Source organism: Sphingomonas sp. 77B, from assembly GCF_056497825.1.
Map to the genome: position 1 here is coordinate 1,269,710 of NZ_JBWMBY010000001.1, position 25,622 is coordinate 1,295,331.

Below are 25,622 nucleotides of genomic sequence, written 5' to 3' on the forward strand. Positions count from 1 at the left end.
GTCAGGCCGGATCAGGCTTCGTCGGTGTCGACGAGCTTCCAGTTCGGATCGCCGCTCTTCAGCGTCCGGGCGAACGTCCAGACATCGTGCGTCTCGACCGCATCGCTCAGCGAACCGGCGACCACCTGACCCTCGGCATCGCGCGTCACGGCAGCGATGTCGGCGTCGAAGCGCACGGTGATCCGTGCTTCGCGACCCTCGACCGCCGCATCGACGATCTTGGCGCTTTCCACACGGATCAGTCGGTTGTCGAGCGTCTGCCCCGCCTCGCGGCGCTGTTCGATCGCCTCGGCGAAGGCGGCCAGCACGTCGCGCTCGACCAGATCGGCCAGCGCGTCCTCGTCACCCTTCCAAAAGGCTTCCAGCGTCATGCGATAGGCGGCCTGCGCGCCGTTCAGGAACTGCGCCACGTCGAAGCCGGACTCGCCCGCGATCACCGCGCGGAGGCCCTGTTCGGCCCGCGGATCGATGTTGCGGTTCACGACCGGCGAGGAGGCCTGCGCCGCCTCGGTCGTGCGGGGCAGCGTAACCGGCAGCGGCCGGTCATCGGCGCTGCGCGCCAGCGGCTGCTGTTCATGGCCGGTGCGCTTGCCCAGCACGCTGTACAGCCGCAATGCGAGGAAGAGCGCGACCATCGCGAGAAGAACGACGTAGAATAACAACACAGGCGCCTTTCACTATCGTGACCGATATAGGCGTACGAGCCGACAATGAAAGCCCGGCCCTCCGACGAAGCGGGCAAGGTTGAAACCATGCCGACCCGCTGCTACGCGCAACGGCTATAAGGCCGAACGCGCGAACCCGCCCTTTCGGTTCCTAATCTCCTTTGATCTCACGCAAGAAGGTATCGACGATGGACGAACAGGGTTTGCCGCAGGGTTTTGAAGCGCCGAACGGCGACGATGCCGGCCCCGCCGCCGGTATGATCTCGCAATATGTGAAGGACCTGTCGTTCGAGAACCCGAACGCGCCCGCCATCTATCAGGCGCAGACCGCGCCGGGCATCGACGTGCAGTTCAACATCTCGGCGGCGCAAGTCGGCGAGGAAGTCCACGAACTGACCCTGAAGATCGAGGTTCGCGCCGAGTCCGAGGGCAAGACCGCCTTTATCGTCGACCTCAGCTATGCCGGTCTCTTCGGCTTCCGCAACGTGCCCGCCGACCAGATCCAGCCCTTCATGCTGGGCGAAGCGCCGCGCCTGCTCTTCCCCTTCGCCCGCCGCGTGCTGGCCGATGCGGTGCGCGACGGCGGCTTCCCGCCCCTGATGCTCGAGCCGATCGACTTCGCGCAGTTGTATCTGCAGCAGGCCGACGCCCAGGCGGGTGCGCAGCCGAACACCCCGGAAACCGGCCACGCCTGATCCGGACTGACAGATGAACCTGACCAAGGCGCTGGGCTCGGTCGGCGGGCTGACTCTGGCCAGCCGCGTGCTTGGTCTGGTTCGCGACTCGCTGTTTTTCCGCTTCGTGGGCGCGAACTTCGCCTCCGACGCGTTCCAGATCGCGTTTCGCCTGCCCAACATGTTTCGCGCCCTCTTCGCCGAGGGTGCCTTTTCCGCCGCCTTCATCCCGATGTTCAACCGCAAGGTGGCAGAGGGGGATCAGGCGGCGGAAGGGTCCGGGCTGGCCCACGGCCTGGCCTTTGCCGAAAACGCACTCTCGGTCCTGCTGCCGATCCTGATCGTCATGACCGCGCTGGTCGAGTTGGCCGCCTGGCCCGTTACCTGGGTCCAGACCTTCGGCTATGGCAAGGGAACGCCTGCGCAGTTCGATTATATCGTCCTGCTCAACCGGCTGACCTTCCCCTATCTGCTGTTCATCAGCCTGGTGTCGCTGCTCGGCGGCATCCTGAATTCGCTGCACCGTTTCTGGGTAAATGCGGCCGCGCCGATCCTGCTCAACCTGACACTGATCGTCGCGCTCCTGTTCTTCCATACGCATGACCCGATGGCGACCGCACGCAATCAGGCGATCGCGGTGACGGTGGCGGGCATCCTGCAGTTCGTCTGGCTCTGGTGGGCATGCCGCCGGGCGGGCGTTCGGCTCCGGTTGAAGCGGCCGGTCATCAATGACGATGTCAAGCGCCTGATGAAGCTGATCCTGCCCGCCGCCGCCGGTGCGGGCGCGGTGCAGATCAACCTCGTCATCTCGACCGCGCTCGCCGCGCGCTTCCTGCCCGCCGGGTCGGTGTCGTACATCTATGCCGCCGACCGGCTGAACCAGTTGCCGCTGGGACTGATCGGCATTGGCCTGGGCACCGTCCTCCTCCCCACCGTCTCGCGCCTGCTGGGGGCGGGCAAGGAGGTGGAGGCGATGGAAACGCAGAACCGGGGCATGGAACTGGCACTGCTGCTCACCCTGCCCGCCACGGTCGCGCTGATCGTCTGCGGCCAGCCGATCGTCGCCGCGCTGTTCGAGCATGGCAAGTTCACCGCGACCAACAGCTATTACACCGCGCAGGCGCTGGCCGCCTTCTCGGTCGGCCTGCCAAGCTATATCCTCGTGAAGGTGCTGACGCCCGGCTATTATGCGCGGGCCGACACGCGAACGCCGGTGCGCTTCGCGACCTGGTCGATGCTGGTCAATCTGGGGCTGAACCTGATCTTCATCTGGTGGCTGGGCCATATGGGGCCGCCGCTGGCGACCGCCATCGCCTCAACGGTCAATGTCGTGCTGCTCTATCGCACGCTGGCGCGGCGCGGGCATTTCGTGGCGGACGCGCAGTTGCGGCGGCGCAGCTGGCGGATGCTGCTCGCCGCGATCCTGATGGGCGGGGCGATGGCGCTGCTCAACGCACGGTTCCAGCCCTATGTCACCGGCACCAACCTCGAGCGCTGGGGCGCCCTCATCACGCTGGTCGTGACGGGGATGCTGGTCTATGCGGTCGCCACCTTCGCGACGGGTGCCTTCCGTCTCGGAGACATCAAGCGGCTCGTTCGCCGCAACAGTTGAGGACCATCATGCGCGTCGTTTCCGGCATCAAGCCCACGGGCAACCTTCATCTCGGCAATTATCTGGGCGCCGTGAAGCAGTGGGTCGCGATGCAGGACGACATCCAGGCCAAGGGCGGCGAGACTATGTACTTCATCGCCGACCTGCACGGCCTGACCGAATGGATCGCGCCCGACGCCATGGCCGCGAACACCATCGAGATGACAGCGACGCTGATCGCGGCCGGGATCGACCCCGAACGCTCGATCCTGTTCAACCAGACGCGCGTACCCCAGCATAGCGAGCTGAGCTGGCTGCTGAACAATGTCGCGCGGGTCGGCTGGCTGAACCGCATGACCCAGTTCAAGGACAAGGCGGGCAAGAACCGCGAGGGCGCCAGCGTCGGACTGTACGATTATCCGGTGCTGATGGCGGCCGACGTGCTGCTCTACAACGCCACGCACGTCCCCGTCGGCGAGGACCAGAAGCAGCATCTGGAGCTGGCCCGCGACATCGCGACCAAGTTCAACAACGATTATGGTCGTGAGCTGTTCACCCTGCCCGAACCGTTCATCAGCAAGGCGGCCCCGCGCATCATGTCGCTTCGTGACGGCGCGTCGAAAATGTCCAAATCGAACCCGTCGGAAATGTCGCTGGTCAAGCTGATCGACAGCGATGACCAGATCGCCGAGAAATTCCGCAAGGCCAAGACCGACGCGGACGTCCTGCCCGACACGATGGAGGGGCTGGAAGGCCGCGCCGAGGCGCGCAACCTCATCACCATCTATGCTGCGCTGTCCGACCGCGATCCGGCCGATGTGCTGGCCCAGTTCGCAGGGCAAGGCTTCGGCGCGTTCAAGCCCGAACTGGCCGATCTGGCGGTCGCCACGCTCGGCCCGATCCGTGAGCGGCTGACCCGGTTGCTCGACGATCGCGGCGAGGTCGGCCGCATCCTGGAGCGGGGCGCGGAAAAGGCTCGCGAGCTGGCCGCGCCGTTGCTGCTCGACGTGCAGCGGACCATGGGGTTGCAGATCTGATGACGCCCCGCCCCGTCACCCGAATCATGGTGATGGGGCCGCCGGGCAGCGGCAAGTCGACGCTGGCCCGGATGCTGGGTGAGCGGCTGGATTTGCCGGTCTGGCACGCCGACGCGCTGTTTCACGGTCCCCGATGGGTCGCGCGACCGCGCGAGGACTTCATCGCCGACATGGCCTCGATCGCCGCGCACTCCGACTGGGTGATCGACGGAAATTATTCCAGCGCACATTATGGTCCCGCGATCTGCGATCGTTTGGCGCGGGCGGATCGGATCATCCTGCTCGACCTGCCACGCCGCGTGACCATCTCGCGAATCCTGCGGCGCGTGGCGCGGCATCGGGGACAGGTGCGCCCTGACAGCGCGCCGGGATGCCCGGAGCGGCTGGATTTTGACTTTCTGGCGTATTGCTGGCGCTGGCGACGGGCCGTGCGGCCGGGGATATTGCGCGTGTTGGAGCCGGTGGCGGAGCGTGTCGTCCGCTATGAACGGCCACCTCGGCTGGAGCGTTTGCTTGCCGATCTGGATCTCTGTGGCCTTCGACTTCGCTCAGGCTGAACGGAGCTTTGGGACTTGGGCTCAACGGCCGTTCAGGCTGAGCGAAGTCGAAGCCCACGCCCCGAACTCCGCCCAAGAAAGGCTCAGCCCTCCAATTCCTTCATCAACACCCGCACCGCATTGTCGATATCGCGGTCGGTATCGCGCAGTTCCTCGATCTTGCGCACCGCATAGATGACGGTCGAGTGGTCGCGCCCGCCGAACTTGCGGCCAATTTCGGGCAGCGAGCGGGTGGTCAGGCGCTTGGCGAGATACATGGCGATCTGGCGCGGGCGGGCGATCGCGCGGGCGCGGCGGGCTGAGACCAGGTCGAGCGGCTTCAGCTCGAAATGGCGGCTCACCAGCTTCTGAATCTCGTCGATGGTGATCCGCCGCTGCGCACCGCGCAGCACCTCGCCCAGTGTGGCGACGGCGAATTCCATATCGATCTTGTCGCCGGTCAGCTGCGCATAGGCGACGACGCGGTTCAGCGCGCCTTCCAGCTCGCGGATATTGCCGCGAATCCGCGAAGCCAGCAGGTCGAGCACATCGGTCGGCACATGGATCTCGGGCAGATCGGCGACCTTGCGGTTCAGGATCGTCCGGCGCAGCGTCAGGTCGGGTGCCTTGATATCGGCGACCAGGCCCGCGCCCAGACGGCCGATGATGCGCGGCTCGACGCCATCGAGCGACTGGGGCGAGCGGTCGGCCGAGATGACCAGCCGCTTGCCCGCGCCGACCAGCTCGTTGACCGTGTGGAAGAATTCCTCCTGGGTCGAATCCTTGCCCGCGATGAACTGAAGATCGTCGATCAGCAGCAGATCGGCGGAGCGCAGCCGCGACTTGAAGCTGTGCGTGTCGCGCGCGCGCATCGCGGCGACGAAATCGAACATGAACCGCTCGGCCGACATGCACAGCACGACCGCTTCGGGATGCGATTCGAGAAAGGCATGGGCGATGGCGTGCATCAGGTGGGTCTTGCCCTGCCCCGTGCCGCCATGGAGAAACAGCGGGCTGAAACGCGGCGGACCCGGCTCGGCGAGCGAGAGGGCGGCGTTGAACGCGACGCGATTCGACGAGTCGACCACGAAACGATCGAAGGTCAGGCGCGGATCGAGCGGCGGCCGATCGGCGGGGACGCGCAACACGGGCGCAGGCGCAGCGGCGACAGGCGCCGGGGCCGCCGCCTTGGCCCGTGACGGGCGCGGTGCCGCTGCAGGGGCCGGAGCAGGTGCGGGCGCGCCGAACAGCGAGGGCTGATCGTCCTGCTCGACCGGCAGCGACTCGACCGCCCGGAGGCTGGCGACGGCCGCGCGCGGGGCGGGTGCCGGGTCGAGCGTCTCGACGCTGGTCAGCCGCGCAACCTTGCTGGGTGCGCGAGTCTCGATGACCACCGAGCGGACCTCGGGCAGCACCGCCTTGAATTCCAGGTGGAGGCGGTCGGCATAATGGCTGCGCACCCAATTGGTCGCAAAGGCCGAGGGAAGCGCCAGGCGAACCGTGTCGGGCTCGTCCCCCTCGATCAGCTCCATCGGCTTCAGCCACTGGTCGAACAGGCGGGCACCAGCCGATTCGCGCAGGTTCGCGCGGACGCGCGCCCAGGCACGAGCCTGGTCCGTCGTCGGTCGCGTTGCCTGCCAATTCGTCACCCGCGCACTCCACTTCTGCCGACCCCCATGATGGGTGGTCGAGCCCCTATTCCACTCGGCGACACGTACCCCATCGGCGAATCAAACGGATTCGACCCGGTCTGTCACTTCGCTATGTCCATGACGCGGGGCACGAAGCACCGCCGCTGGGAAACCGATTATGAGCGATGACGGGGTCCGATCAAGACCGTCTCCGGCCATAAATCTGAAATAAACCGGATTGACAGCCAAAAGCCCGCAGAAACCCGTCCAACTATCTCATAAAGTACTGAATTCGTTACATATTAACCAAGGCGCGCATCATCCCTCCGAGACCCGAATCACTCGAATCGCGGATAAAGCTGGCGTTGCGCGAAACGCGGGATTGTTCCCACGGATCGCGTTTCGCGAAGCGTTAAGAGATGGATGGCGCGCGCACGAAAAAACCCGCCGGGGGACCGCCCCCGGCGGGTTTCATTCGTCGCGAAAACCGAGAGGCTTAGGCCAGTGCGGCGATACGCTTCGTCAGGCGCGAGAACTTGCGCGCGACGGTGTTCTTGTGCAGCACGCCCTTGGCGACGCCACGGGCCATTTCCGGCTGCGCCGCAGCCAGAGCGACCGTCGCGGTTTCCTTGTCACCGGCGGCCAGGGCGGCTTCGACCTTCTTCACGAAGGTACGGATGCGGCTGACGCGGTTGCCGTTGATGACGGCGCGACGCTCGTTGCGACGGATACGCTTTTTGGCCTGCGGCGTGTTCGCCATGAAAACCTCTAAATCTCGATCAAAAGGGATAGCGGCGCGACGCACCAGCTTTGAAGCCGCCGCCCTTACCGGCTGGCGGGCATCCCGTCAACTCCGCTGGCAGGTCGCGCACCAGAAAGTCGAGCGCCCCGAATCGGTTCGCCGCCGAACCATGGCGCCGCATTCGCATGCCTCGCCCTCGCGACCATAGACCCGCCACTCCTTGGAGAAATAGCCCAGTTCGCCGTCCGGCCGCACATAATCGCGCAGGGACGATCCGCCCGCGAGGATCGCCGCCTCCAGCACCGCACGGATCGCCTCGACCAGTCGGGCGAGTCGCGCCTTCGATATCTGCCCGCCAGCGCGGCCCGGCGTGATCTTTGCCATGTGCAGCGCTTCGCACACATAGATATTGCCCAGGCCCGCCACGATCCGCTGGTCGAGCAGCATCGCCTTGATCGGCGCCGCTCGCCCCTCCAGCGCCTTGGCCAGATAGTCGGCGGTAAAGTCCGGCCCCAGCGGCTCCGGCCCCATGGCGAGGAACGGCGGGTAGCTGGCCAGCTCGGCGGTCGGCCACAGATCGACGAAACCGAATCGCCGCGGATCGTTTAGCGCCAGCCGCCGCCCCGCCCCCGTCTTCAAGAGCAGATGGTCGTGGCGCTGCGGTTCGCCCGGATCGATCCGCCAGCGTCCCGACATACCCAGGTGAAAGACCATGGTGTCGCCGCGATCGGTATCGATCAGGCCATATTTGGCGCGGCGGCCGAGCGACGTGACCGTCGCCCCCGTCATCCGCTGGCGCAGATCGGCCGGAAAGGGATGGCGCAGGTCTGGGCGGCGCGGTTCGACCAGGGTCAGCCGGGCGTTTGCCAGCACGGGGGTCAGGCCGCGAACCGTTGTTTCGACCTCGGGAAGTTCGGGCATCTAATCTCTGCTTTCGTCGGCCTCACAGCTAGGTAGCGTTTGCCCCGCCAGCAAGGCCGGGCTAGGGCAAGCCGATGAGCGATACCGTCTCCTTCGGCTATGAAGATGTGCCCCGCGACGAAAAGGTCGCCCGTGTCGGCAGCGTATTTACGAATGTCGCGGCCAAATATGACCTGATGAACGATGCCATGTCGGGCGGTATGCACCGGCTATGGAAGGATCGCTTCGTGCGCCTGGTGAAGCCGCGCGCCAGCGACCAGATCCTCGACATGGCGGGCGGCACCGGCGACATCGCCTTCCGCCTGGCCGAGTCGGGGGCGAGCATCACGGTGGCCGATATCAATCCGGCGATGCTGGAGGTCGGCATGAAGCGCGCGGCGGAGCGCGGGTTCGACGAGCTGGTCTGGACCGAGGCCAATGCCGAGCAGCTGACCTTCCCCGATAAGTTCTTCGACGCCTATACGATCGCGTTCGGCATTCGGAACGTCACCGACATTCCAGCCGCACTCAAGGAAGCGCACCGGGTCCTGCGGCGTGGCGGGCGGTTCTTCTGCCTGGAATTCTCGACCACCGTCTGGCCGGGCTTCTCCGAGGTCTATGACGCCTATTCGCACAAGCTGGTGCCCAAGCTGGGCCAGATGCTGGCAGGCGATGCGGACAGCTATCGCTATCTGATCGAATCGATCCGTCGATTCCCCGACATGCCGACCTTCGAGGGGATGATCCGCGAAGCGGGCTTCGTCGAAACCAAGGTCGAGCCGATCATGGGCGGCCTGGTCGCGATCCATTCGGGCTGGAAGATTTGATGCGGGGACGGCCGGGCGGACTCGCCCTGTGAGACGTGCGCTATGACCCAGCCGGTGGTGCATCTCTGGCGTCTGCTCAAATGGGGGCGGACGCTGGCGCGACATGGCGCGCTGCGCGGGATCGAGCGCGATCCCAACACGCCAGCACCCGTGCGGCGACTGGCGCGTGTCGCCCGTTTCGGGGCGCGCCAGCCCGCCAAGCCCGCCTATGCCGATGCGTTCCAGGCGATCGGCCCGGCGGCGATCAAGCTGGGTCAGACGCTGGCCACGCGCCCCGATCTGGTCGGCGAGGAAGCGGCGCACGATCTGCTGCGCCTCCAGGATCAGCTGCCCCCCGTCCCCTTCGCGACGATCTGTGCCGCGATGGAGGCGAGTATGGGGCGCCCGCCCTCGCACTTCTTCGCCTCGATCGAAGAAGCGCCGGTCGGCGCCGCCTCGATCGCGCAGGTGCACCGCGCGGTGACGACCGATGGCCGCACGGTCGCGGTCAAGGTGCTGCGCCCCGGCGTCGAGGACGATTTCGCCCGCGCCATCGACACCTATCAATGGGCGGCCGCCCAGGTCGAGGGGATGAGCGGCGAGGCCGCGCGGCTGCGCCCGCGCCTGACGGTCGAGAATTTCCGCCGCTGGACGCTGCGCGAGCTGAACTTCCGGCGTGAGGCGGCCAGCGCGTCCGAACTTGCCGAGTCGATGACCGCCGAGCCCGATTTTGTCGTTCCACAGATCGACTGGGCCCGTTCGACCGCCAAGGTGCTGACGGTCGAGTGGATCGACGGGATCAAGCTGTCCAACCGCCAGGCTTTGGTCGAGGCAGGGTATGACCTGCCGCATCTGGCGCAGACGCTGGTGCGCGCCTTCCTGCGCCAGGCGATCGCGGAGGGTTTCTTCCACGCCGACATGCACCAGGGCAATCTGTTCGCCCTGCCCGGCAACAAGATCGCCGCGATCGACTTCGGCATCATGGGCCGGATCGACCGGCGTGCGCGGGTGTGGCTGGCCGAGATCCTCTATGGCCTCATTACCGGCAATTATAAGCGCGTCGCCGAGATTCATTTCGAGGCGGGCTATGTCCCCGCGCATCATAATGTCGCGGAGTTCGCGACTGCATTGCGCGCGGTCGGCGAGCCGATGCGGGGCCTGCCGGTCAAGGACATGTCGATCGGCATGATGCTGGACGGCCTGTTCTCGATCACCCGCGACTTCGACATGGTGACGCAGCCGCATCTGCTGCTGCTGCAAAAGACCATGGTGATGGTGGAGGGCGTGGCGACCAGCCTCGATCCCGACATCAACCTGTGGGACTCGGCCGCACCGTTTGTCCGCGAGTGGATTCGCACCGAACTCGGCCCCGAGGCCAAGATCGCCGACCGGCTGATCGAGGATGTGCAGACGCTCGCCCGCCTGCCCGAACTGGTCCGCCGGATCGAGGCGCGTTACCCCGCGCCGGGTGGCGAGCCGCCCGCCCCGCCGCTCAAACAGATCGAGGTCGTGCGGATCGGTGGCGGCTGGCGTTATGCGCTGATCTCGATGCTGTCGGCCGCCGCCGGGGTCGCGGCCACCTTCGCCGTGCTTCGGTAGGATGCTGGGATAGGCATGCCGGGCAGCGCGCCCCCCGTCTCCTCGCGCCGCCTGTCGCGGCCGCTCTGGCTGAGCCAGCCGGGGCGGCTGTCGGGCATGACGCCGCCGATCGCGATCGGGGTGCTGGTGCTGCTGCTCTTGATGATCGTCGTCACGCTCTGGAGCGGTGGCGATACTTCTACCCTCGGCGACCGGCTGACTCCGGTGTCGGCGGCCATCCTCGACCATGTGCGACACGGGCAGGATTTCTATTCCGCCGCGATCGATGCCTTGCGGGAGAATGGGCGGCCGCTGCGCCCCGTGGTGCTGGCGGTGCCGTTGCCCGCGCTTCCCGTGACGCTGGCGCTGCTGCCGCCACGGATCGGCCAATGGCTGCTCGTCCTGCTGGGATTGGCGGTCGTTGCGGCCTGGTCACGGCGGTGCTGGCCGTTGTTCGAGGGGCGCGCCCCCCGCGCGCTGGCGATCGTCCTGCTCGTCGCCGGGCTTTACCCTGCGCTCGACCGGACGATGGTGGCGGTGCCGGAAGTGTGGGCCGCACTCCTGATCGCGCTGTCGCTGGTGCAGCGGCGGCCCGACGCCATGCCGACCGCCGTCGCGCTGGGGTTGGCCGCGATGATCCTCAGCCCCGTGGCGCTTCTCCATGCGCTGCTGATGGGCTTCCTCGCATGGCGCGCAGGGGCGGAGCGTGAGGCGACGGGGTGGATCGGCGCGACCGCCGTCGCGATGATCCTCTACGCCGCCCACGCGCATCGGCTGAATACCATGGTCGGCCCGATCGACCCCGCCATCCCCTCGCCCATCGCACTCCAGTCGCCCGGCGAGTGGCTGGCGGCCATCGCCTCGGCCAGCGGACTGGGCGTGCTGCCGGTTGCGATCGCGTTGCCACTGGCCGTGCTGGCGGCGCTGGGATGGGTCCATTGGCGGCAGCCGGTGGCGCGGCGGGCGGGGATTACGCTGGCCGTCTATGCGCTGTTCGGCCTCGTCACCGGCGCGCCTGCCTTTGCGCTGGCAGTCGCACCCCTTCTGTTCCTCGGCGTCGTCTTCGCCCCTGATGCGGTTCGCGAGCTGATCGCCGCCGCGCGCGAGCGGCGACGCATCACCGTGACGCGAGTCGTGCGATGAGCCATATCCTGTTGATCGTCGGGGGCGGGATCGCCGCCTATAAAAGCTGCGAGCTGATCCGTATGCTTCGTAAAGGGGGGCACAGCGTGCGCTGCGTCCTGACCAAGGGGGGCAGCCATTTCGTCACGCCGATGACGCTGGCCGCGCTGTCAGAGAATCAGGTCTTCACTACACTCTGGGACCTGAAGGACGAGGCGGAGATGGGCCATATCCAGCTCAGCCGCGAGGCCGATCTGGTCGTCGTCGCACCGGGCACCGCCGATCTGATCGCGCGGATGGCGGGCGGCCATGCCGATGATCTGGCGACGACCCTGCTGCTCGCCACCGATACGCCGGTGCTGGTCGCCCCTGCGATGAATGTGCGCATGTGGCTTCACCCCGCGACCCAGCGCAACGTGGCACAGTTGCGCGCCGATGGGGTCGAAGTCATGGCCCCCGACGAGGGCGCGATGGCGTGCGGCGAGTTCGGCCCCGGCCGCCTGCCCGAGCCGCCCGCGATCCTCGCGGCGATCGAGGCGAAACTCGCCCCCGTCCATCGCCCGCTGGCGGGGCGGCATGTGCTGGTGACGGCGGGGCCGACTCACGAGCCGATCGATCCGGTGCGCTACATCGCCAACCGCTCTTCGGGGCGGCAGGGTTTTGCGGTCGCGGGCGCGCTGGCGGCGCTGGGCGCGCGGGTGACGCTGGTCGCCGGGCCGGTGACGCTGCCCACCCCGCCGGGTGTTACCCGCGTGAATGTGGAAACCGCGCGCGACATGGCGCAGGCGGTCGCCGACGCGCTGCCCGCCGATGCCGCCGTGATGGTCGCCGCCGTCGCCGACTGGCGGGTCGAGGCGGCGGAGCAGAAGGTGAAGAAGGATGGCGGTGCCGCTCCTGCGCTGACGCTGGTCGAGAATCCCGATATCCTCGCCACCGTGGCCGCCGCACCGAACCGCCCCGCGCTGGTCGTCGGTTTCGCCGCCGAGACCGAGCATGTCATCGACCATGCCGTAGCCAAGCGCCTGCGCAAGCGCGCCGACTGGATCGTCGCCAATGACGTATCGGGCGACGTGTTCGGCGGTGACGCGAACCGTGTCCATCTCGTCACCGCCGATGGCGTCGAAAGCTGGGAACGGATGGGCAAGGACGCGGTGGCCAGGGGGCTCGCGCAACGTATCGCGGATGCGCTACAAGCAGGGTCATGACGACTGCACCAATCTCCATTGCCATCAAATATTTGCCCCATGGCGAAGGGCTCCCTCTGCCCGCTTACGCGACCCCCGGTGCGGCGGGCATGGATGTCGTCGCAGCCGAAACGCTGACGCTGGAACCGGGCAAGCGCGCCGCCGTCGCGACCGGCTTCGCCATCGCGATCCCGCCCGGTTACGAGGTGCAGGTGCGCCCGCGCTCGGGACTGGCGCTCAAGAACGGCATCACCTGCCTCAACACGCCCGGTACGATCGACGAGGATTATCGCGGTGAGGTGAAGGTGATCCTCGCCAATCTGGGTGAAGAGCCGTTCGAGGTGGTGCGCGGTGAACGCATCGCCCAGCTGGTTCCCGCTCCCGTCCAGCGCGCGACCCTTGCCCAGGTCGATGAACTCGACTCGACGCAGCGGGGTGACGGCGGCTTCGGATCGACCGGCCGGTGATCGCGGCGCTGCTCCTTGCCGCTGCGGCGCAGGCGACCACGCCCACGCCGCTTGTCCCCACGACGCCCCCCAGCGCCGCCGAGCCTCCGCATGACTGGTCGACGCTGGCCGCGCTCACCTTGCCCGCTGCCGGACCCGATATGGTTCGCTTCGTCCGCGAGGAAGTGACCGCCGGACGCTGCACCCGCGCCAAGGTCAGCGACGCGCAGATGGTGCTGGTCGTGCCGCTCGCCATCCGGATCAGCGCGGACGGCAATGCCGACAGCGTGGTACCGCTGGCCATCGGCTGCCCCACGGTCGAACAGTTCAGCGCAGGCGTGGCACAGCGCATGGTACGCCACCTGGCGCACCGCACCATGATCCCCGGCGATCGCTGGTATCGCACGGTCATCACCTATACATGGCCGGGATGATCCTGAACGACGACGAACTGGCCCGTTACGCCCGCCACATCGTGCTCCGCGAATTCGGCGGGGGCGGGCAGCTGAAGCTGAAGCGGGCCAGGGTCGCGGTGATCGGCGCGGGCGGCATCGGCTCTCCGGCCATCCAGTATCTGGCGGCGGCGGGCGTCGGATCGCTGGTGCTGATCGATGACGATGTGGTCGAGCCGTCCAACCTGCAACGCCAGACCATCTTCACCACCGACGATCGCGGGCTTTCCAAGGTCGAGGCGGCCGCCGCCCATGTCGCGCGGCTCAACCCGCATGTTTCCGTGACGGTGCACCGGACGCGGGTGACGCCGGACAATGTCGCCGCGCTGATCGATGGCGCAGACGTGGTGCTGGACGGCTGCGACAATTTCGCGACGCGGCTGGCGGTCGCCGACGCCGTGCTGGGCCTGCGCATACCGCTCGTCTCGGCCGCTGTCGGCCAGTTCGAGGGGCAACTGGCCGTTTATCGCGGCTGGGAAGCGGACAAGCCCTGCTACCGCTGCTTTGTCGGCGAGGCGGCCGACCAGGCCGGGCTGACCTGCGCCGATGACGGCGTGCTGGGGCCGGTGACGGGGGTGATGGGCAGCCTCGCCGCACTGGAGACGTTGCGCGCGATCGCGTCGTTCGGGCGCGACACGGCGGGCAGCATCCTGATCGCCGACATGCTGACCATGCGCTTCCGCACGCTGGCCCTGCCCAAGGACCCCGGGTGTCGCTGCGCCCATGTCATCGCGGTGGCGGCATGAGCGCGCGGCCGACGCCGCCGCCCGGCTGGCTCGACTGGACCGGCGACAAGGGATGGATCGGCCAGGTCACCGGCCTGCCCGACAGCACGCTGCACGCCTATGCGGGCGTGGTAATCCTGACCCTTTCGGCGCTGATCCTGCGACGCAAGCCCTGGGACTGGCGCTGCTGGCTGACCGTGCTCGTCATCGAGACGATCAACGAAGCCTATGACCTGCTGCAGCCCTTCTACGCCACCGACGAAGGCAATCTCCCCGCCAGTTGGTTCGACATCTGGAACACGATGCTGTGTCCGACGGTCATCCTGCTGACCTTCGGCTGGCTCTCACGACGGGCGGACAGGCGGTAACCGTCTTAATCCTCCCCATCTCCGGTGGGGAGGGGGACCGCCGGGCGCAGCCCGGTGGTGGAGGGGCATGATCCTGCCCTCGCCCGATCGCGCCGCAAAGGGTAATGCCCCTCCACCATCGCTGGCGCGATGGTCCCCCTCCCCAAGCATAGCTTGGGGAGGAATGAAAAAAAAGGGCGGTGACCTTGACCTTTCGGCTCCGCCCCCTTCGACAACGCTGAAACCCGATCAGCCGAGCAGGTTCTTAGCGAACTCCCGCACCGCCGGGCCGATGTCCTCGCGTGCCAGGCCCAGTGCCAGGTTCGCGGTCAGCCAGCCCGCCTTGTCGCCGCAGTCATAACGCTGCCCGTCGAAGGTGAAACCGTGGAAAGGCTGGTTGCCGATCAGCTTGGCCATCGCGTCGGTCAGCTGGATCTCGCCACCTGCGCCCGGCTCCTGTGCGTCTAGGATCTGCATGACCTCAGGCTGGAGGATGTAGCGGCCGGGAATCATCAGGTTCGACGGCGCCTTGCCCTTGGGTTTTTCGACCAGCGCGGTGACCTCGGTCAGGCGGCCGTCCTGCTTGCCCGGCGAGATGATGCCATATTTGTCGGTCTCGCTGTCGGGGACTTCCAGCGCACCGATGACGTTGCCGCCGACCTTGTCATAGGCCTCGACCATCTGCTTCATGAAGCCGCCGACCATCAGTTCGTCGGGCAGCAGCACCGCGAAGGGCTCGTCACCGACGATCTCTCGCGCGCACCATACCGCATGGCCCAGGCCCAGCGGCTCCTGCTGGCGGACATAGACGGGCGAACCCGGCTTCTGGCGGATGCCTTCGACGACCGCGAGGCTCTTGCCGCGCGCCTTCATCGTGGCCTCCAGTTCGTAGGAGATGTCGAAATGATCCTCCAGCGCACCCTTGCCACGGCCGGTGACGAAGATGATCTGCTCGATCCCCGCTTCCAGCGCTTCCTCGACCGCATATTGGATCAACGGCTTGTCGACGACGGTCAGCATTTCCTTGGGCATCGACTTGGTCGCAGGCAGAAAACGCGTCCCCAGCCCCGCTACCGGAAAAACAGCCTTGCGAACCTTCTTGATCGTCATGAAACCTCCCTGGATCGATATGACTCTAGCCGGATCGTGCGGCGCAACATAGCCTTGCGCCACTGGGATGCGATTAGGGTGTCCTTAAAAGCGACAGGTTACGAATCGCCCGATGACGCGCCCCCCGATCCTCATCATCTTCGGCACAAGGCCGGAAGCGATCAAACTGTTCCCTGTTGTCAGGGCGTTACGTGATTCAGGCACCGTGCCGGTGCGCGTTTGCGTCACCGCGCAGCATCGCGGGATGCTCGATCAGGTTCTCGAGATCGCCGGTTTGACGCCCGATCATGATCTCGACCTGATGGAGCCGGGCCAGTCGCTCGACCGGCTGACGGCGCGGCTGCTGACCGGGCTGGGCGAGGTGATGGATGCCGAGCGCCCGGCGATGGTGGTCGTGCAGGGTGACACGGCGACCGCTATGGCGGGGGCGCTGGCCGCTTATTACCGAAAGGTGCCGGTCGCCCATGTCGAGGCTGGCTTGCGTTCGGGCGATATCTATCAGCCCTGGCCCGAAGAGGTGAACCGGCGGATGATCGCCCCGATCGCCGCGCTGCACTTCGCCCCCACCGACACCGCCGCCGCTGCACTCCGCGCCGAGGGGATCGATCCGGGCAAGATCCATGTCACCGGCAACAGCGTGATCGACGCGCTGCATTGGACCAAGGAGCGCATCGCCGCCGACCCGTTGCTGGTGGCGGGTCTCGATCCCGTGCTGTCGCGGCTGGCGGGCAAGCGAATCCTGCTGGTCACCACTCACCGGCGCGAGAATTTCGGCGGCGGCATGGCCGCGATCGCGCGTGCCTTGCGCCGCATCGCCGAGCGGCCCGATGTCGGCATCCTCTTCCCCATGCACCCCAACCCCAATGTCGTGGCGGTGATGGACGAGATGCTGGGCGATCACCCCGCCATCGCGCGGATCGCGCCGCTCGACTATCCGCAATTCGTCCGCGCGCTGGATGCGGCGCATATTGTGCTGACCGACTCTGGCGGCGTGCAGGAGGAAGCCCCTGCGCTCGGCAAGCCGGTCCTCGTAATGCGCGAGACGACCGAACGCCCCGAAGGCGTCGCGGCAGGCACCGCCCGGCTGATCGGCACCGACGAGGATCGGATCGCCCGGGAAGTCTTCGCGTTGCTCGACGACGCCGATCGCTATGCGGCGATGGCGCGGGCGCATAACCCGTTCGGCTCGGGCGATACCGCCGACCGGATCAACAGGATCATGACCGATGCCCTTGGACTCTGAGCTTTCCGTCACCGTGATGGGGCTGGGCTATATCGGCCTGCCCACCGCCGCCATCATCGCGCGTACCGGTGCGATGGTGACGGGTGTCGACGTCACCCCAGCCGTGGTCGAGACGATCAATTCGGGCCGCGTCCATATCGAGGAGGTCGATCTCGACGGCCTCGTATCAGGCGTGGTCGCGCGCGGCAGTCTGAAGGCCTCGCTGACCGTCGCCCCGGCCGACGTCTTCGTCATTGCGGTGCCGACCCCCTTCACCGAGGATCGCCAGCCGGACATCACCTTCGTCCTCGACGCCGCCCGCGCCATCGCGCCCGTCCTGAAGAGCGGCGACACGGTGATCCTCGAGTCGACCTCCCCCGTCGGCACCACCGAGCAGGTCCGCGACCTGATCGCGCGCGAACGCCCCGACCTGAAGCTGCCAGGCGCCACCAGGCCCGGCGAGCAGGCCGATCTGGCCATCGCCTATTGCCCCGAACGCGTGCTGCCCGGGCGCATCCTGGTCGAACTGATCGACAATGACCGGGTCATCGGCGGCATTACCCCGCGTTGTGCGCGCAAGGCGCTCGCCTTTTACCGGCGCTTCGTGCGCGGCGCCTGCGTCACCACCACCGCGCGCGCGGCGGAGATGACCAAGCTGACCGAAAACGCGTTTCGCGACGTCAACATCGCCTTTGCCAATGAACTGAGCCTGGTGGCGAACACGCTGGGCGTCGATGTGTGGGAGGTAATCCGCCTCGCCAACCGCCATCCGCGCGTCAACATCCTGTCGCCCGGTCCCGGCGTCGGCGGCCACTGCATCGCGGTCGACCCCTGGTTCCTCGTCGCCGCGGACCCGGCCAACACACCGCTGATCCGCACCGCACGCGAGGTGAATGACGGCAAGACGGATCATATCATCGCCCGCGCCGCTGAAATGATCGAGGCACAGGACGGGCCGGTCGCCTGCCTGGGCCTCGCCTTCAAGGCCAATATCGACGACTTCCGCGAAAGCCCCGCGCTGAAGGTCGCCGCCGCCCTCGCCGCCCGGTTCGGCGAGCGCGTCCATATCGTCGAACCCTATGCCACCGCCCTGCCCCGTGCTTTCGACGGAACCGGCGCGCGCCTGATCGATATCGACACCGCGCTGGAAACTTGCGGGGCGATGATCGTTCTGGTCGACCACGACATTTTCCGATCCGTTCCGCTCGATGAGCGGCGGGGGAAGATTGTCCTGGATACCCGCGGGCTCTGGCCCGACCAGAGCTGATCCCTTGCGTTGCATTGCACGGGCGCGCGGTCGGGACTAAGCACAACCGCCTATAGCGGACATCAAACCATCCATGCTTGCCAAGCTGCTGAATCTACGAAAGCGCGTTCCTGATTTCGTACCTGCCATGGAGCCCGGCCTGCGGGTCTATGCCGTCGGCGACATTCATGGCCGTCTGGATTTGCTCGATGCCATCCTGACCCGGATCGACGCGGACCATGCCGCCCGTCCCCCCGCCGACCGGCATATCATCTTCCTGGGCGATCTCGTCGATCGCGGGCCCGATTCGGCGGGCGTGGTGGAGCGGATTCGCGGACTATGCGCTCGTGATCCGCAAATTCACTGCATCATGGGCAATCACGAAGAGATTTTCCTGCGGGCGATCGACGGCGACGACAAGGCGCTTCGCTTGTTCTGCCGAATCGGTGGCCGCGAGACCATGCTGAGCTACGGCGTCACGGCCGAAGACTATGAGCGTTTGGACTATGCGGAGGTCGTCGAGCGACTGAACGCCGTCGTCCCCCCCGAACATCGCGCGTTCCTGGGGGGTCTGAAGGAAATCATGATCCTGGGGGACTATGCGTTCGTCCATGCAGGCGTCCGCCCCGGCATCCCGATCGCCGACCAGAAGCTGGCCGAAACGCGCTGGATTCGCGACCCTTTTCTCGACCACCGCGCTCCGCTCGAAAAGATGGTGGTGCATGGCCATACCGTGGCGGAAGAGGCAGAAATCCTGCCACATCGAATCGGGATCGACACCGGCGCCTATCATAGCGACCGCCTGACCGCGCTGATGCTGGAAGATCAGGCGCGCGAGATTTTTTCCACCTGACGTCTCTTTACTGAGCCGAAACGTTTGTCGGGGCATTCCGTTTGTCGGCAAAGCAACGTATAGCCGCAAAGCGGTAAAGTAATGTTGCATTGCCGCATCAGTGTGGGAGCATAACTGTCCCATGCTCGTTGGTGGGGTTGCCTTGGGACGATCTGCGTGCCATGGCCCTGCTGACAATTTTAAGGGAGTTCGACATGCGTCTTGGGAAGTTTCTCGTCGCCGCTGCCGCCGTTTCGATGACCGTCGCTCCGGCGATGGCTGCGAACCCGGCTGCCAGCCTTTCGGTTTCGAAGTCGGTTCGCGCTTCGGCTCCGACCGCCAAGAAGAACGGCCTGGCCGGCGGTGGCATCCTCGTCGCCGTTCTGGCGGCTGCTGCGGTTGTTGCCGGTATCGTCGTGGTCGCCGATTCGGACGACAACGCCGACAGCAACTAAGTTGCTTCAGCCTCACGGCTGAAAGGAATAGCGGTCTTCGGGCCGCTATTTTTTTTGCCCGGCGGAGATGGTTCGATTTTGGCTGGGAGGCATAGCGGCCCAACCCGCGCGAGTCTGCGTCGCCCGGCACCCGCGCCCTTCCCGACCAAGACGCCTCGGCCCCGATCTGGATTGCTACGCTACGCCCGAACGGGGGGCACGGTCAGCCCGATGATTGCACAGGCATCGTTTAGATAACGGCCTTTGGACTCGCCAGACGCAGGAATATGCCTCGCGACGTCCATCGGGCAACTGACCCTTCCTTGCCTGCTACAGCCACCAGACAAGCCCACGGCGACCTGTAATCGCCCCTCTAGACTGTGATGACGTTGCGTTGAACCAAGGAGAGCCCCTCCCCTTCAGGGGAGGGGTTGGGGTGGGGCCTCGCCACGGGCTGCACACGTGCCATAAAGCCCCTCTCCCCGCCATCCTCCCCTGAAGGATTCCTCTGCGAAAGTCGGCACGTCGCCCAGGAACATATACCACCCCGGCGAAGGCCGGAGCCCAGTTGGGTAACCATAAGAGTAACTTACAGTCGCCCCGCGACTGAATCCCGGCCTTCGCCGGGATGGTGAAGAGGGAGTTTCGCAGTGGAGTCGTTGAAGGGGAACGAGATCCTCCAAAGGATAGTGGAGAGGTGCCCGCAAGGGCAGATCCAAGCTCTCCGACCGGGACACCCCTCCGTCAGGGCTTCGGCCTGCCACCTCCCATGCAAAGGGAAGGCATGACATGACGATCGGTCCGGCCCAGGTCCGCGTCGGGGCTTACGCTCTCCCCTTATGCCTGTGGCTGGCGGATACTCATTCCCGCCACCAATTCCACAACGCAAAATCGCCGGACCCCTGGGGGCTCCGGCGATCTCGATCCGATCGGAAACGTTGTTGGCGAATGCGCCTTAGCGGGGCGACGGTGCGCCGGGAGCACCGCCGGGCATTCCGCCAGGGCCGGCTCCACCCATCATCGACTGCTGCGCCTGCATCTGCCGTAGAACCGATTCGGGGATGAAGTCGATCATCTCGACATCGAACACCAGTTCCGAATTGGCCGGGATCGGGCCGTTCGCGTGATCGCCATAGCCGAGCTTGGCAGGCAGCCAGAAACGATACTTCGAACCCTTGGGCATCAGCTTGAGGGCTTCGGCGAAGCCCGGCAGCACGCTCGACAGCGGCATCGGCGTCGGCTGCTTCGAGGCGTCGAAGACGGTGCCGTCGATCAGGCGGCCGGTATAGTTGACCAGCGCCACGTCGGTGGCGGTTGGGTGCGGCCCGCCCTGACCCGGTGCGATCACCTTATACTGGAGGCCCGACGCGGTCGTCGTGACACCCGGGCCGCGCGCTTCGCGCACCAGGGCGGCATCGCCCTGACGCGCCAGCAGAGCGGCGACGACGACGGCCGCCACCACCGCAACCCATATCCAGACCAGATAGGAACGCCGGACGGGACGAAGGGGGACAGCGGTTACGGACATGCCTGTTTCTCGCTCTGTGCGTGGGCGTTCAGAGAATAAAGCGCTCCAAGCGCAGGCCGAATCGCCTTACGCGAGTCGGCCGATGCCGGATCGCGCCATTCCCTTCGCCGGAGGCAAAGGGGCATGGCGCCATCCGGCGAGACGCTTACCGGGCGCCGTCGCGCTCGGCGCGCTTGCGCTCCAGCTTGCGAGCACGACGCACGGCCGCGGCACGCTCACGAGCGCGCTTTTCCGAGGGCTTCTCGTAGTGGCGACGGAGCTTCATTTCGCGATACACGCCTTCCCGCTGCAGCTTCTTCTTGAGCGCGCGAAGGGCCTGATCCACATTGTTGTCGCGAACGATGATCTGCATAAAAACGAATTGCTCCGGCAAAACAGGATAAAGCGGCCGCAGAACAACTGTGGCCGCATCGTCGGGCGCTCCTAGCAGCGCGGTCGGCCGAATACAACCCGTCGCATCGCAAATCGCTCCGCCGCCCGGCGTCCTCGCTTCGTCGTTTGCCGTCACGATATGAACAGCCTTGTCATGTGGCGGCCATGCTGCGGTGATCCGGCCCAAACTAAAAGCGTTGCTGTCCGGCTAACTCCCGTATGCCGGGCACCCTGACATGTTCATGGGCCTTTGAGGTTCAGGAACGAAACGGCACGGTGCCTCCCCTGTCACCGCGTCACCCCCGGTTCGGTACCCGCCGAACCGGGGCCTCTTTCGGGCCGCAGCCGACATAGCTAAGGCAGGCGCCATGACTGCACCCGCCACCCCGCTGACCCTCTATAACAGCCTGACCCGCACGGCCGAACCGTTCCGGCCGATCGATCCGGCGAATGTGCGCGTCTATTCCTGCGGGCCGACCGTCTATAATTATGCGCATATCGGAAACCTGCGCGCCTATGTCTTCACCGACACGCTGTCGCGCGTGTTGCGGTGGAAGGGCTGGCCGCTCACCCACATCATCAACATCACCGATGTCGGCCATCTGACCTCCGACGCGGATGCGGGCGACGACAAGATGGAGGCCGCCGCGAAGAAGAGCGGTCAGGATATCTGGGCGATCGCCGCGCATTACACGTCCGCCTTCAAGCAGAATCTGAAGGACCTGGGCATCGCCGAGCCGACCCGTTTTCCGCTGGCGACCGAGCATGTCCCGCAGATGATCGACTTCGCCAAGGCGATCGAGGCCAGGCATTGCTATCGCCTGCCCGACGGGCTGTATTTCGACGTGACGACGGTGCCCGATTATGGCCGCCTCGCACGCCACCAGGACGACGAGGGCGAGAGTCGGATCGATCCGGTCGCGGGCAAGCGACACCCGGCCGACTTCGCCATCTGGCGCGCCTCCGCGCCGGGCGAGAATCGCCAGATGGAATGGGACAGCCCTTGGGGCCCCGGCGCACCCGGCTGGCATCTGGAATGCTCGGTGATGAGCAAGCAATATCTGGGCTCTCAGTTCGACATCCATACCGGCGGCATCGACCACCGCGAAATCCATCACCCCAATGAGATCGCGCAGAACCAGGCGCATAGCTGCACCGCCGACAGCGGCGCCAATATCTGGATGCACAACAACTTCCTAGTCGACCGCACCGGCAAGATGTCCAAGTCGTCGGGTGAGTTCCTGACGCTGCAGGCGCTGATGGATCGGGGCTTCCACCCGCTGGCCTATCGCCTGATGTGCCTTCAGGCGCAGTACCGCTCGGAGATGGAATTCGGCTGGGACGGGCTGGCCGCCGCGCAAGTGCGCCTCAAGCGGCTGGTCCAGACGGTCGAGGGGCTTCGCGCCCGCGCCGACGCGCCGGAAAAGGGCGATGCGGCCGCCTATCGCGAGCGGCTCGATGCCGCATTGTCGGACGACTTGGCGACGCCGCGCGCGCTGCCGGTGCTGGATGAGATGCTGGGCGACAAGAAGCTCTCGCCGGGCGTGCGACTCGCCGCGCTGGCCGATTTCGATGCGACGCTGGGGCTGCAGCTGACGACGCTGACCCGCGTCGACCTGCGTACCCGGCCCAAGAGCGCTACGCTGAATGAGGCGGACATCGAAGCAAAGCTGGTCGAGCGACGCGCGGCCCGCGCGAACAAGGATTTTGCGAAAAGCGATGCGATTCGCGACACGCTGCTCGCCGCCGGAGTCGAAGTGATGGACGGCGATCCGCTGGGCTGGGACTGGAAGCCGGTACTGCCGGAGGGTTGAAAATATCCATTCCTCCCCTGGCAGGGGAGGTGGCAGGCCGAAGGCCAGACGGAGGGGTGTCCCGCTATCGATGGCGGGGACACCCCTCCACCATCTTGCGGATGGCCCCCCTCCCCTGCAAGGGGAGGAATTGTCGAAATACCGTTCAGCGGCGTCCGCGCGGCGATCGCATCCTCAGGCCGATGAACAGCACGGTCGGCCAGAACATCGTGTTGGCGATGTCACCCAACGTATCGTCCCAGCGCCACGATCCGTAATGCAGCCGGTCGAGGATCTCGTTCCCCGCCTCGGCCAGCGCGACGCAGGCGAGCGGAATCGGGGTCGATAGCGACTTGCGGGTCAGGATGCGCGCCAGGAACAGCACCGCCATGCCCGCATGGACGTGCAACAGGCTGTCGGCCATGCCGGTACCGTCGCCGATCCACTGGATGAAATCGGCATAGCGTTGGGGAATATCCATGCTTGCCGCTTGCCCCGGCAGGCCGCGACTTACAATCCCCGCATCGCGCCCCGACATGCACAAGGCACCTGCCACCGTGTCAAAATGCGAAAAGGCCCGCAATCCGCCGAGAGGGAGATTGCGGGCCTTTTAGAGCAAGATGACATGAGATGGACTCACCCCTCCCCTTCAGGGGAGGGGCCGGGGGTGGGGCGCTTCCGCAAGCGTGAGGCCTATGGCGAGGCCCCACCCCAACCCCTCCCCTGAAGGGGAGGGGCTTGCGTCGATTCAATGCAATGTCATCACGATCTAATGAGCCGACCTGCGGGATCAGGACGGAGTCAGAAACTGCTCCAGTCGTCTTCGTCCTGCTTTATGGCGAGGTTGCCCTGCACCGGGCTTGGGGCACGCCGCATTGGAGCGGGCGCAGGCGCAGACGGGGCCGCGCGGCGCATCGACACGATGGGTGCGGTCGGTGCCATCCCCGTATCGTCGACGCGGAAACGGTTGATCTGCTGCTCCAGCGCCCGGGTTTCGGCGGACAGCGCGCGGACGGCGGCGGTGACTTCCTCGACCATCGCGGCATTGGCCTGGGTCACGCCGTCCATGTCGTTGATCGCCAGATTGACCTGCTGGATGCTGGTCGCCTGCTCGGATGCGCCACCCGCGATCGATTCGACCAGCCCGCTGATGTTCTGCATGCCCGTGGCGATTAGGCGCAGCGACTCGTCGGTCTTGTTGGCCAGTTCCACGCCGCTGCGCACCCGCTCGACCGTGGTCGTGATCCGTGCGCTGATGTCGCGTGCCGCCTCGGCCGAACGTTCGGCGAGCGCCCGCACTTCGGAGGCGACGACGGCAAAGCCCTTGCCCGCGTCGCCCGCACGGGCCGCCTCGACGCCTGCGTTCAGTGCCAGCAGGTTCGTCTGGAAGGACAGGCCGTCGATCACCGCGATGATCTCGGCAATTTCGTTCGACGAGCGCTCGATGTCGCCGATCGCCGAGACGGTTTTGCGCACGATCGCCTCGCTATTGGCGACGTCGCTACTCGCCTTGCGGACGATGCCCTCGGCCGACTGGGCCTTGGTCGCCGCGGCCGTCACCGACTGGGCGATCTCGTTCATCGCGGCCGAGGTTTCCTCGATACTGGCCGCCTGCTGCTCGGCCCGGCGGGCGAGATCATCGGCGGCTTCGTTCATTTCCACCACGCCGCTGGTAATACCGGAGGCGTTGACCCGCACCGCCGCCAGCGAACCCGACAGGCGCGAGACCGCCGTGTTGAAGTCCCGCTCGATCGCGGCATAGGAGGGCGGAAAGCCGGACAGCCGGGTGGTCAGGTCGGAGTCGGCCAGCTGGCCCAAAGCCCCGCCGATCCGGCCGATCACATCATTCTGTTCGGCATCCGCGCGCGCCTTGGCGACGGCGGCATCGCGAAACACGACCACGGCGCGCGACATGCTGCCCAGTTCGTCGCCCCGTTCGGCGTCGGGTACCGTAATGTCGTTACGGCCACGCGACAGTTCATCCATGATCCCGGTCAACCGGACGATCGGCCGCCCCAGCGCCCGCGCCAGCAGCATCGCCATCGCCACCGCGACGCCGATCATCATCAAGCCACCGACGATCAGGCTCCACTGCCCGGTCGCCACGGCGGTCTTGCGTGCCCCGCGCACGATGCTCAACTGTTCCACGGTCTGCGCCCGTACGTCCCGCAGCGCCTGGAGCACGGAGGTGACGCGGACGCGCTCGCTGTTCTGGCGAAGCCAGGCCTGCGCGCCCTCGCGGTCGGCACGACTGCGTTCGATCAGCGGATCGCCGACGTCACGACGCCATTCCTGCATACGCTCGTGCGACTGGGCGACCTGCGCGCGCGCCTTGGGATCGTCGGCCAGCAGCGCGTCGAGCTTGGCCGCTGCCTCGATCTCGTTCGCACGCGACTCGCGATATTGCTTCAGATAGGCTTCGTCCAAGGTAATCAGGAAACCGCGCATCTGGCTGTTTTCACGCTGAACCCCGCCCTCCATCTCCAGCGTATAGCCATAGATGTCCTGAGCATGGCTGCTTTGTGCCGTCGTCGTCTGGATGCGCGCAAAAGCCCACCACAAGACGCAGATCATGACGAGCACCGTCACGATGACGAGGGCGAAGGACAGACCGATCTTTTTCGGTATGGGCAAGGATGAAAACATGGC

26 protein-coding genes are annotated in these 25,622 nt (G+C 66.2%); 17 read left to right on the forward strand and 9 right to left on the reverse strand.

Translation table 11 applies throughout. The features are described 5' to 3' along the window. Nucleotides 1-11: 11 nt before the first annotated feature. Nucleotides 12-635, reverse strand: a complete 624-nt coding sequence (locus AC1GI4_RS05830; protein ID WP_479630357.1) for a Tim44/TimA family putative adaptor protein — start codon at nucleotides 633-635, stop codon at nucleotides 12-14. 218 nt (nucleotides 636-853) lie between these two features. Here AC1GI4_RS05830 and secB point away from each other — a divergent pair, with 218 nt between their 5' ends. Genes secB through AC1GI4_RS05850 form a run of 4 tightly spaced genes read left to right on the forward strand, consistent with a single transcriptional unit; the run spans nucleotide 854 to nucleotide 4,524 of the window. Then, nucleotides 854-1,360: a protein-export chaperone SecB gene (gene secB, locus AC1GI4_RS05835; RefSeq protein WP_042490310.1), complete on the forward strand. Its 507-nt coding sequence runs from the start codon at nucleotides 854-856 to the stop codon at nucleotides 1,358-1,360. Nucleotides 1,361-1,373: 13 nt separating this feature from the next. Next, entirely contained in the window at nucleotides 1,374-2,951 is a 1,578-nt protein-coding gene (murJ, locus tag AC1GI4_RS05840) for a murein biosynthesis integral membrane protein MurJ (RefSeq protein ID WP_479628909.1), read from the forward strand. A gap of 8 nt (nucleotides 2,952-2,959) precedes the next feature. Continuing rightward, on the forward strand, nucleotides 2,960-3,967 hold the full coding sequence (gene trpS, locus AC1GI4_RS05845) for a tryptophan--tRNA ligase (RefSeq protein WP_479628910.1): 1,008 nt from the start codon (nucleotides 2,960-2,962) through the stop codon (nucleotides 3,965-3,967). After that, nucleotides 3,967-4,524, forward strand: coding sequence for a P-loop NTPase family protein (locus AC1GI4_RS05850; RefSeq protein WP_479628911.1), 558 nt, complete (start codon nucleotides 3,967-3,969; stop codon nucleotides 4,522-4,524). Before trpS ends, AC1GI4_RS05850 begins: the two co-directional genes overlap by 1 nt. Nucleotides 4,525-4,607: 83 nt before the next feature. Here AC1GI4_RS05850 and dnaA read toward each other — a convergent pair whose 3' ends face one another. From dnaA to mutM, 3 genes are all read right to left on the reverse strand, one after another. Further along, nucleotides 4,608-6,152 (reverse strand): chromosomal replication initiator protein DnaA, encoded by a 1,545-nt coding sequence (dnaA, locus tag AC1GI4_RS05855; protein WP_479628912.1) that lies wholly within the window; start codon nucleotides 6,150-6,152, stop codon nucleotides 4,608-4,610. Nucleotides 6,153-6,630: 478 nt separating this feature from the next. Next, a complete protein-coding gene (rpsT, locus tag AC1GI4_RS05860; RefSeq protein WP_007404699.1) occupies nucleotides 6,631-6,894 on the reverse strand; it encodes a 30S ribosomal protein S20 in 264 nt (87 codons plus the stop codon). A gap of 87 nt (nucleotides 6,895-6,981) precedes the next feature. Further along, entirely contained in the window at nucleotides 6,982-7,797 is an 816-nt protein-coding gene (mutM, locus tag AC1GI4_RS05865) for a bifunctional DNA-formamidopyrimidine glycosylase/DNA-(apurinic or apyrimidinic site) lyase (protein WP_479628913.1), read from the reverse strand. A 74-nt stretch (nucleotides 7,798-7,871) separates the two neighbouring features. Between mutM and AC1GI4_RS05870 the strand changes: the two genes are divergently transcribed. The 8 genes from AC1GI4_RS05870 to AC1GI4_RS05905 are packed head-to-tail and all read left to right on the forward strand — an operon-like array spanning nucleotide 7,872 to nucleotide 14,457. After that, the gene (locus AC1GI4_RS05870; RefSeq protein ID WP_479628914.1) at nucleotides 7,872-8,603 is read left to right on the forward strand and encodes a class I SAM-dependent methyltransferase; all 732 of its coding nucleotides are present in this window, start codon (nucleotides 7,872-7,874) and stop codon (nucleotides 8,601-8,603) included. A gap of 42 nt (nucleotides 8,604-8,645) precedes the next feature. Continuing rightward, on the forward strand, nucleotides 8,646-10,181 hold the full coding sequence (ubiB, locus tag AC1GI4_RS05875; RefSeq protein ID WP_433910002.1) for a 2-polyprenylphenol 6-hydroxylase: 1,536 nt from the start codon (nucleotides 8,646-8,648) through the stop codon (nucleotides 10,179-10,181). A 15-nt stretch (nucleotides 10,182-10,196) separates the two neighbouring features. After that, the gene (locus AC1GI4_RS05880) at nucleotides 10,197-11,303 is read left to right on the forward strand and encodes a hypothetical protein (RefSeq protein WP_479628915.1); all 1,107 of its coding nucleotides are present in this window, start codon (nucleotides 10,197-10,199) and stop codon (nucleotides 11,301-11,303) included. After that, nucleotides 11,300-12,487: a bifunctional phosphopantothenoylcysteine decarboxylase/phosphopantothenate--cysteine ligase CoaBC gene (gene coaBC / locus AC1GI4_RS05885; protein WP_479628916.1), complete on the forward strand. Its 1,188-nt coding sequence runs from the start codon at nucleotides 11,300-11,302 to the stop codon at nucleotides 12,485-12,487. The genes AC1GI4_RS05880 and coaBC overlap by 4 nt, the downstream gene beginning before the upstream one ends. Next, nucleotides 12,484-12,933 carry a dUTP diphosphatase gene (dut, locus tag AC1GI4_RS05890; protein ID WP_433909999.1) on the forward strand — a complete coding sequence of 150 codons (450 nt, stop codon included), beginning with the start codon at nucleotides 12,484-12,486 and terminating at the stop codon, nucleotides 12,931-12,933. Before coaBC ends, dut begins: the two co-directional genes overlap by 4 nt. Next, the gene (locus AC1GI4_RS05895; protein ID WP_433909998.1) at nucleotides 12,930-13,346 is read left to right on the forward strand and encodes a hypothetical protein; all 417 of its coding nucleotides are present in this window, start codon (nucleotides 12,930-12,932) and stop codon (nucleotides 13,344-13,346) included. The genes dut and AC1GI4_RS05895 overlap by 4 nt, the downstream gene beginning before the upstream one ends. Next, nucleotides 13,343-14,110: a HesA/MoeB/ThiF family protein gene (locus tag AC1GI4_RS05900; protein WP_479630358.1), complete on the forward strand. Its 768-nt coding sequence runs from the start codon at nucleotides 13,343-13,345 to the stop codon at nucleotides 14,108-14,110. The genes AC1GI4_RS05895 and AC1GI4_RS05900 overlap by 4 nt, the downstream gene beginning before the upstream one ends. Continuing rightward, nucleotides 14,107-14,457, forward strand: coding sequence for a hypothetical protein (locus AC1GI4_RS05905; RefSeq protein ID WP_294271500.1), 351 nt, complete (start codon nucleotides 14,107-14,109; stop codon nucleotides 14,455-14,457). Before AC1GI4_RS05900 ends, AC1GI4_RS05905 begins: the two co-directional genes overlap by 4 nt. 228 nt (nucleotides 14,458-14,685) lie before the next feature. Here the strand turns inward: AC1GI4_RS05905 and galU are convergent, their stop codons facing one another. After that, complete coding sequence (galU, locus tag AC1GI4_RS05910) at nucleotides 14,686-15,546, reverse strand: UTP--glucose-1-phosphate uridylyltransferase GalU (RefSeq protein ID WP_433909997.1); 861 nt, start codon at nucleotides 15,544-15,546, stop codon at nucleotides 14,686-14,688. Nucleotides 15,547-15,658: 112 nt separating this feature from the next. Between galU and wecB the strand changes: the two genes are divergently transcribed. The 4 genes from wecB (at nucleotide 15,659) to AC1GI4_RS05930 (ending at nucleotide 19,301) form a co-directional block, all read left to right on the forward strand. Then, nucleotides 15,659-16,789, forward strand: a complete 1,131-nt coding sequence (gene wecB, locus AC1GI4_RS05915; protein WP_479628917.1) for a non-hydrolyzing UDP-N-acetylglucosamine 2-epimerase — start codon at nucleotides 15,659-15,661, stop codon at nucleotides 16,787-16,789. Continuing rightward, nucleotides 16,773-18,035, forward strand: a complete 1,263-nt coding sequence (wecC, locus tag AC1GI4_RS05920; protein ID WP_479628918.1) for a UDP-N-acetyl-D-mannosamine dehydrogenase — start codon at nucleotides 16,773-16,775, stop codon at nucleotides 18,033-18,035. The genes wecB and wecC overlap by 17 nt, the downstream gene beginning before the upstream one ends. Before the next feature lie 127 nt (nucleotides 18,036-18,162). Then, entirely contained in the window at nucleotides 18,163-18,867 is a 705-nt protein-coding gene (locus AC1GI4_RS05925; protein ID WP_479628919.1) for a metallophosphoesterase family protein, read from the forward strand. Between the two features lie 161 nt (nucleotides 18,868-19,028). Beyond that, nucleotides 19,029-19,301 carry a hypothetical protein gene (locus AC1GI4_RS05930; protein WP_294271484.1) on the forward strand — a complete coding sequence of 91 codons (273 nt, stop codon included), beginning with the start codon at nucleotides 19,029-19,031 and terminating at the stop codon, nucleotides 19,299-19,301. Nucleotides 19,302-20,235: 934 nt separating this feature from the next. On the opposite strand, the gene AC1GI4_RS05935 is transcribed toward AC1GI4_RS05930, so the two are convergent. Both AC1GI4_RS05935 and rpsU read right to left on the reverse strand, forming a co-directional pair. Continuing rightward, nucleotides 20,236-20,808: an FKBP-type peptidyl-prolyl cis-trans isomerase gene (locus AC1GI4_RS05935; protein WP_294271479.1), complete on the reverse strand. Its 573-nt coding sequence runs from the start codon at nucleotides 20,806-20,808 to the stop codon at nucleotides 20,236-20,238. Between the two features lie 145 nt (nucleotides 20,809-20,953). Beyond that, nucleotides 20,954-21,160, reverse strand: a complete 207-nt coding sequence (rpsU, locus tag AC1GI4_RS05940) for a 30S ribosomal protein S21 (protein ID WP_007404630.1) — start codon at nucleotides 21,158-21,160, stop codon at nucleotides 20,954-20,956. A gap of 388 nt (nucleotides 21,161-21,548) precedes the next feature. On the opposite strand from rpsU, the gene cysS reads away from it, so the two are divergent. Next, a complete protein-coding gene (gene cysS, locus AC1GI4_RS05945; protein ID WP_479628920.1) occupies nucleotides 21,549-22,994 on the forward strand; it encodes a cysteine--tRNA ligase in 1,446 nt (481 codons plus the stop codon). Between the two features lie 145 nt (nucleotides 22,995-23,139). Here the strand turns inward: cysS and AC1GI4_RS05950 are convergent, their stop codons facing one another. Together AC1GI4_RS05950 and AC1GI4_RS05955 are read right to left on the reverse strand one after the other, a co-directional pair. Continuing rightward, nucleotides 23,140-23,454, reverse strand: coding sequence for a hypothetical protein (locus AC1GI4_RS05950; RefSeq protein ID WP_294272352.1), 315 nt, complete (start codon nucleotides 23,452-23,454; stop codon nucleotides 23,140-23,142). Between the two features lie 320 nt (nucleotides 23,455-23,774). Next, nucleotides 23,775-25,607, reverse strand: coding sequence for a methyl-accepting chemotaxis protein (locus AC1GI4_RS05955; RefSeq protein ID WP_479628921.1), 1,833 nt, complete (start codon nucleotides 25,605-25,607; stop codon nucleotides 23,775-23,777). Nucleotides 25,608-25,622: the final 15 nt, after the last annotated feature.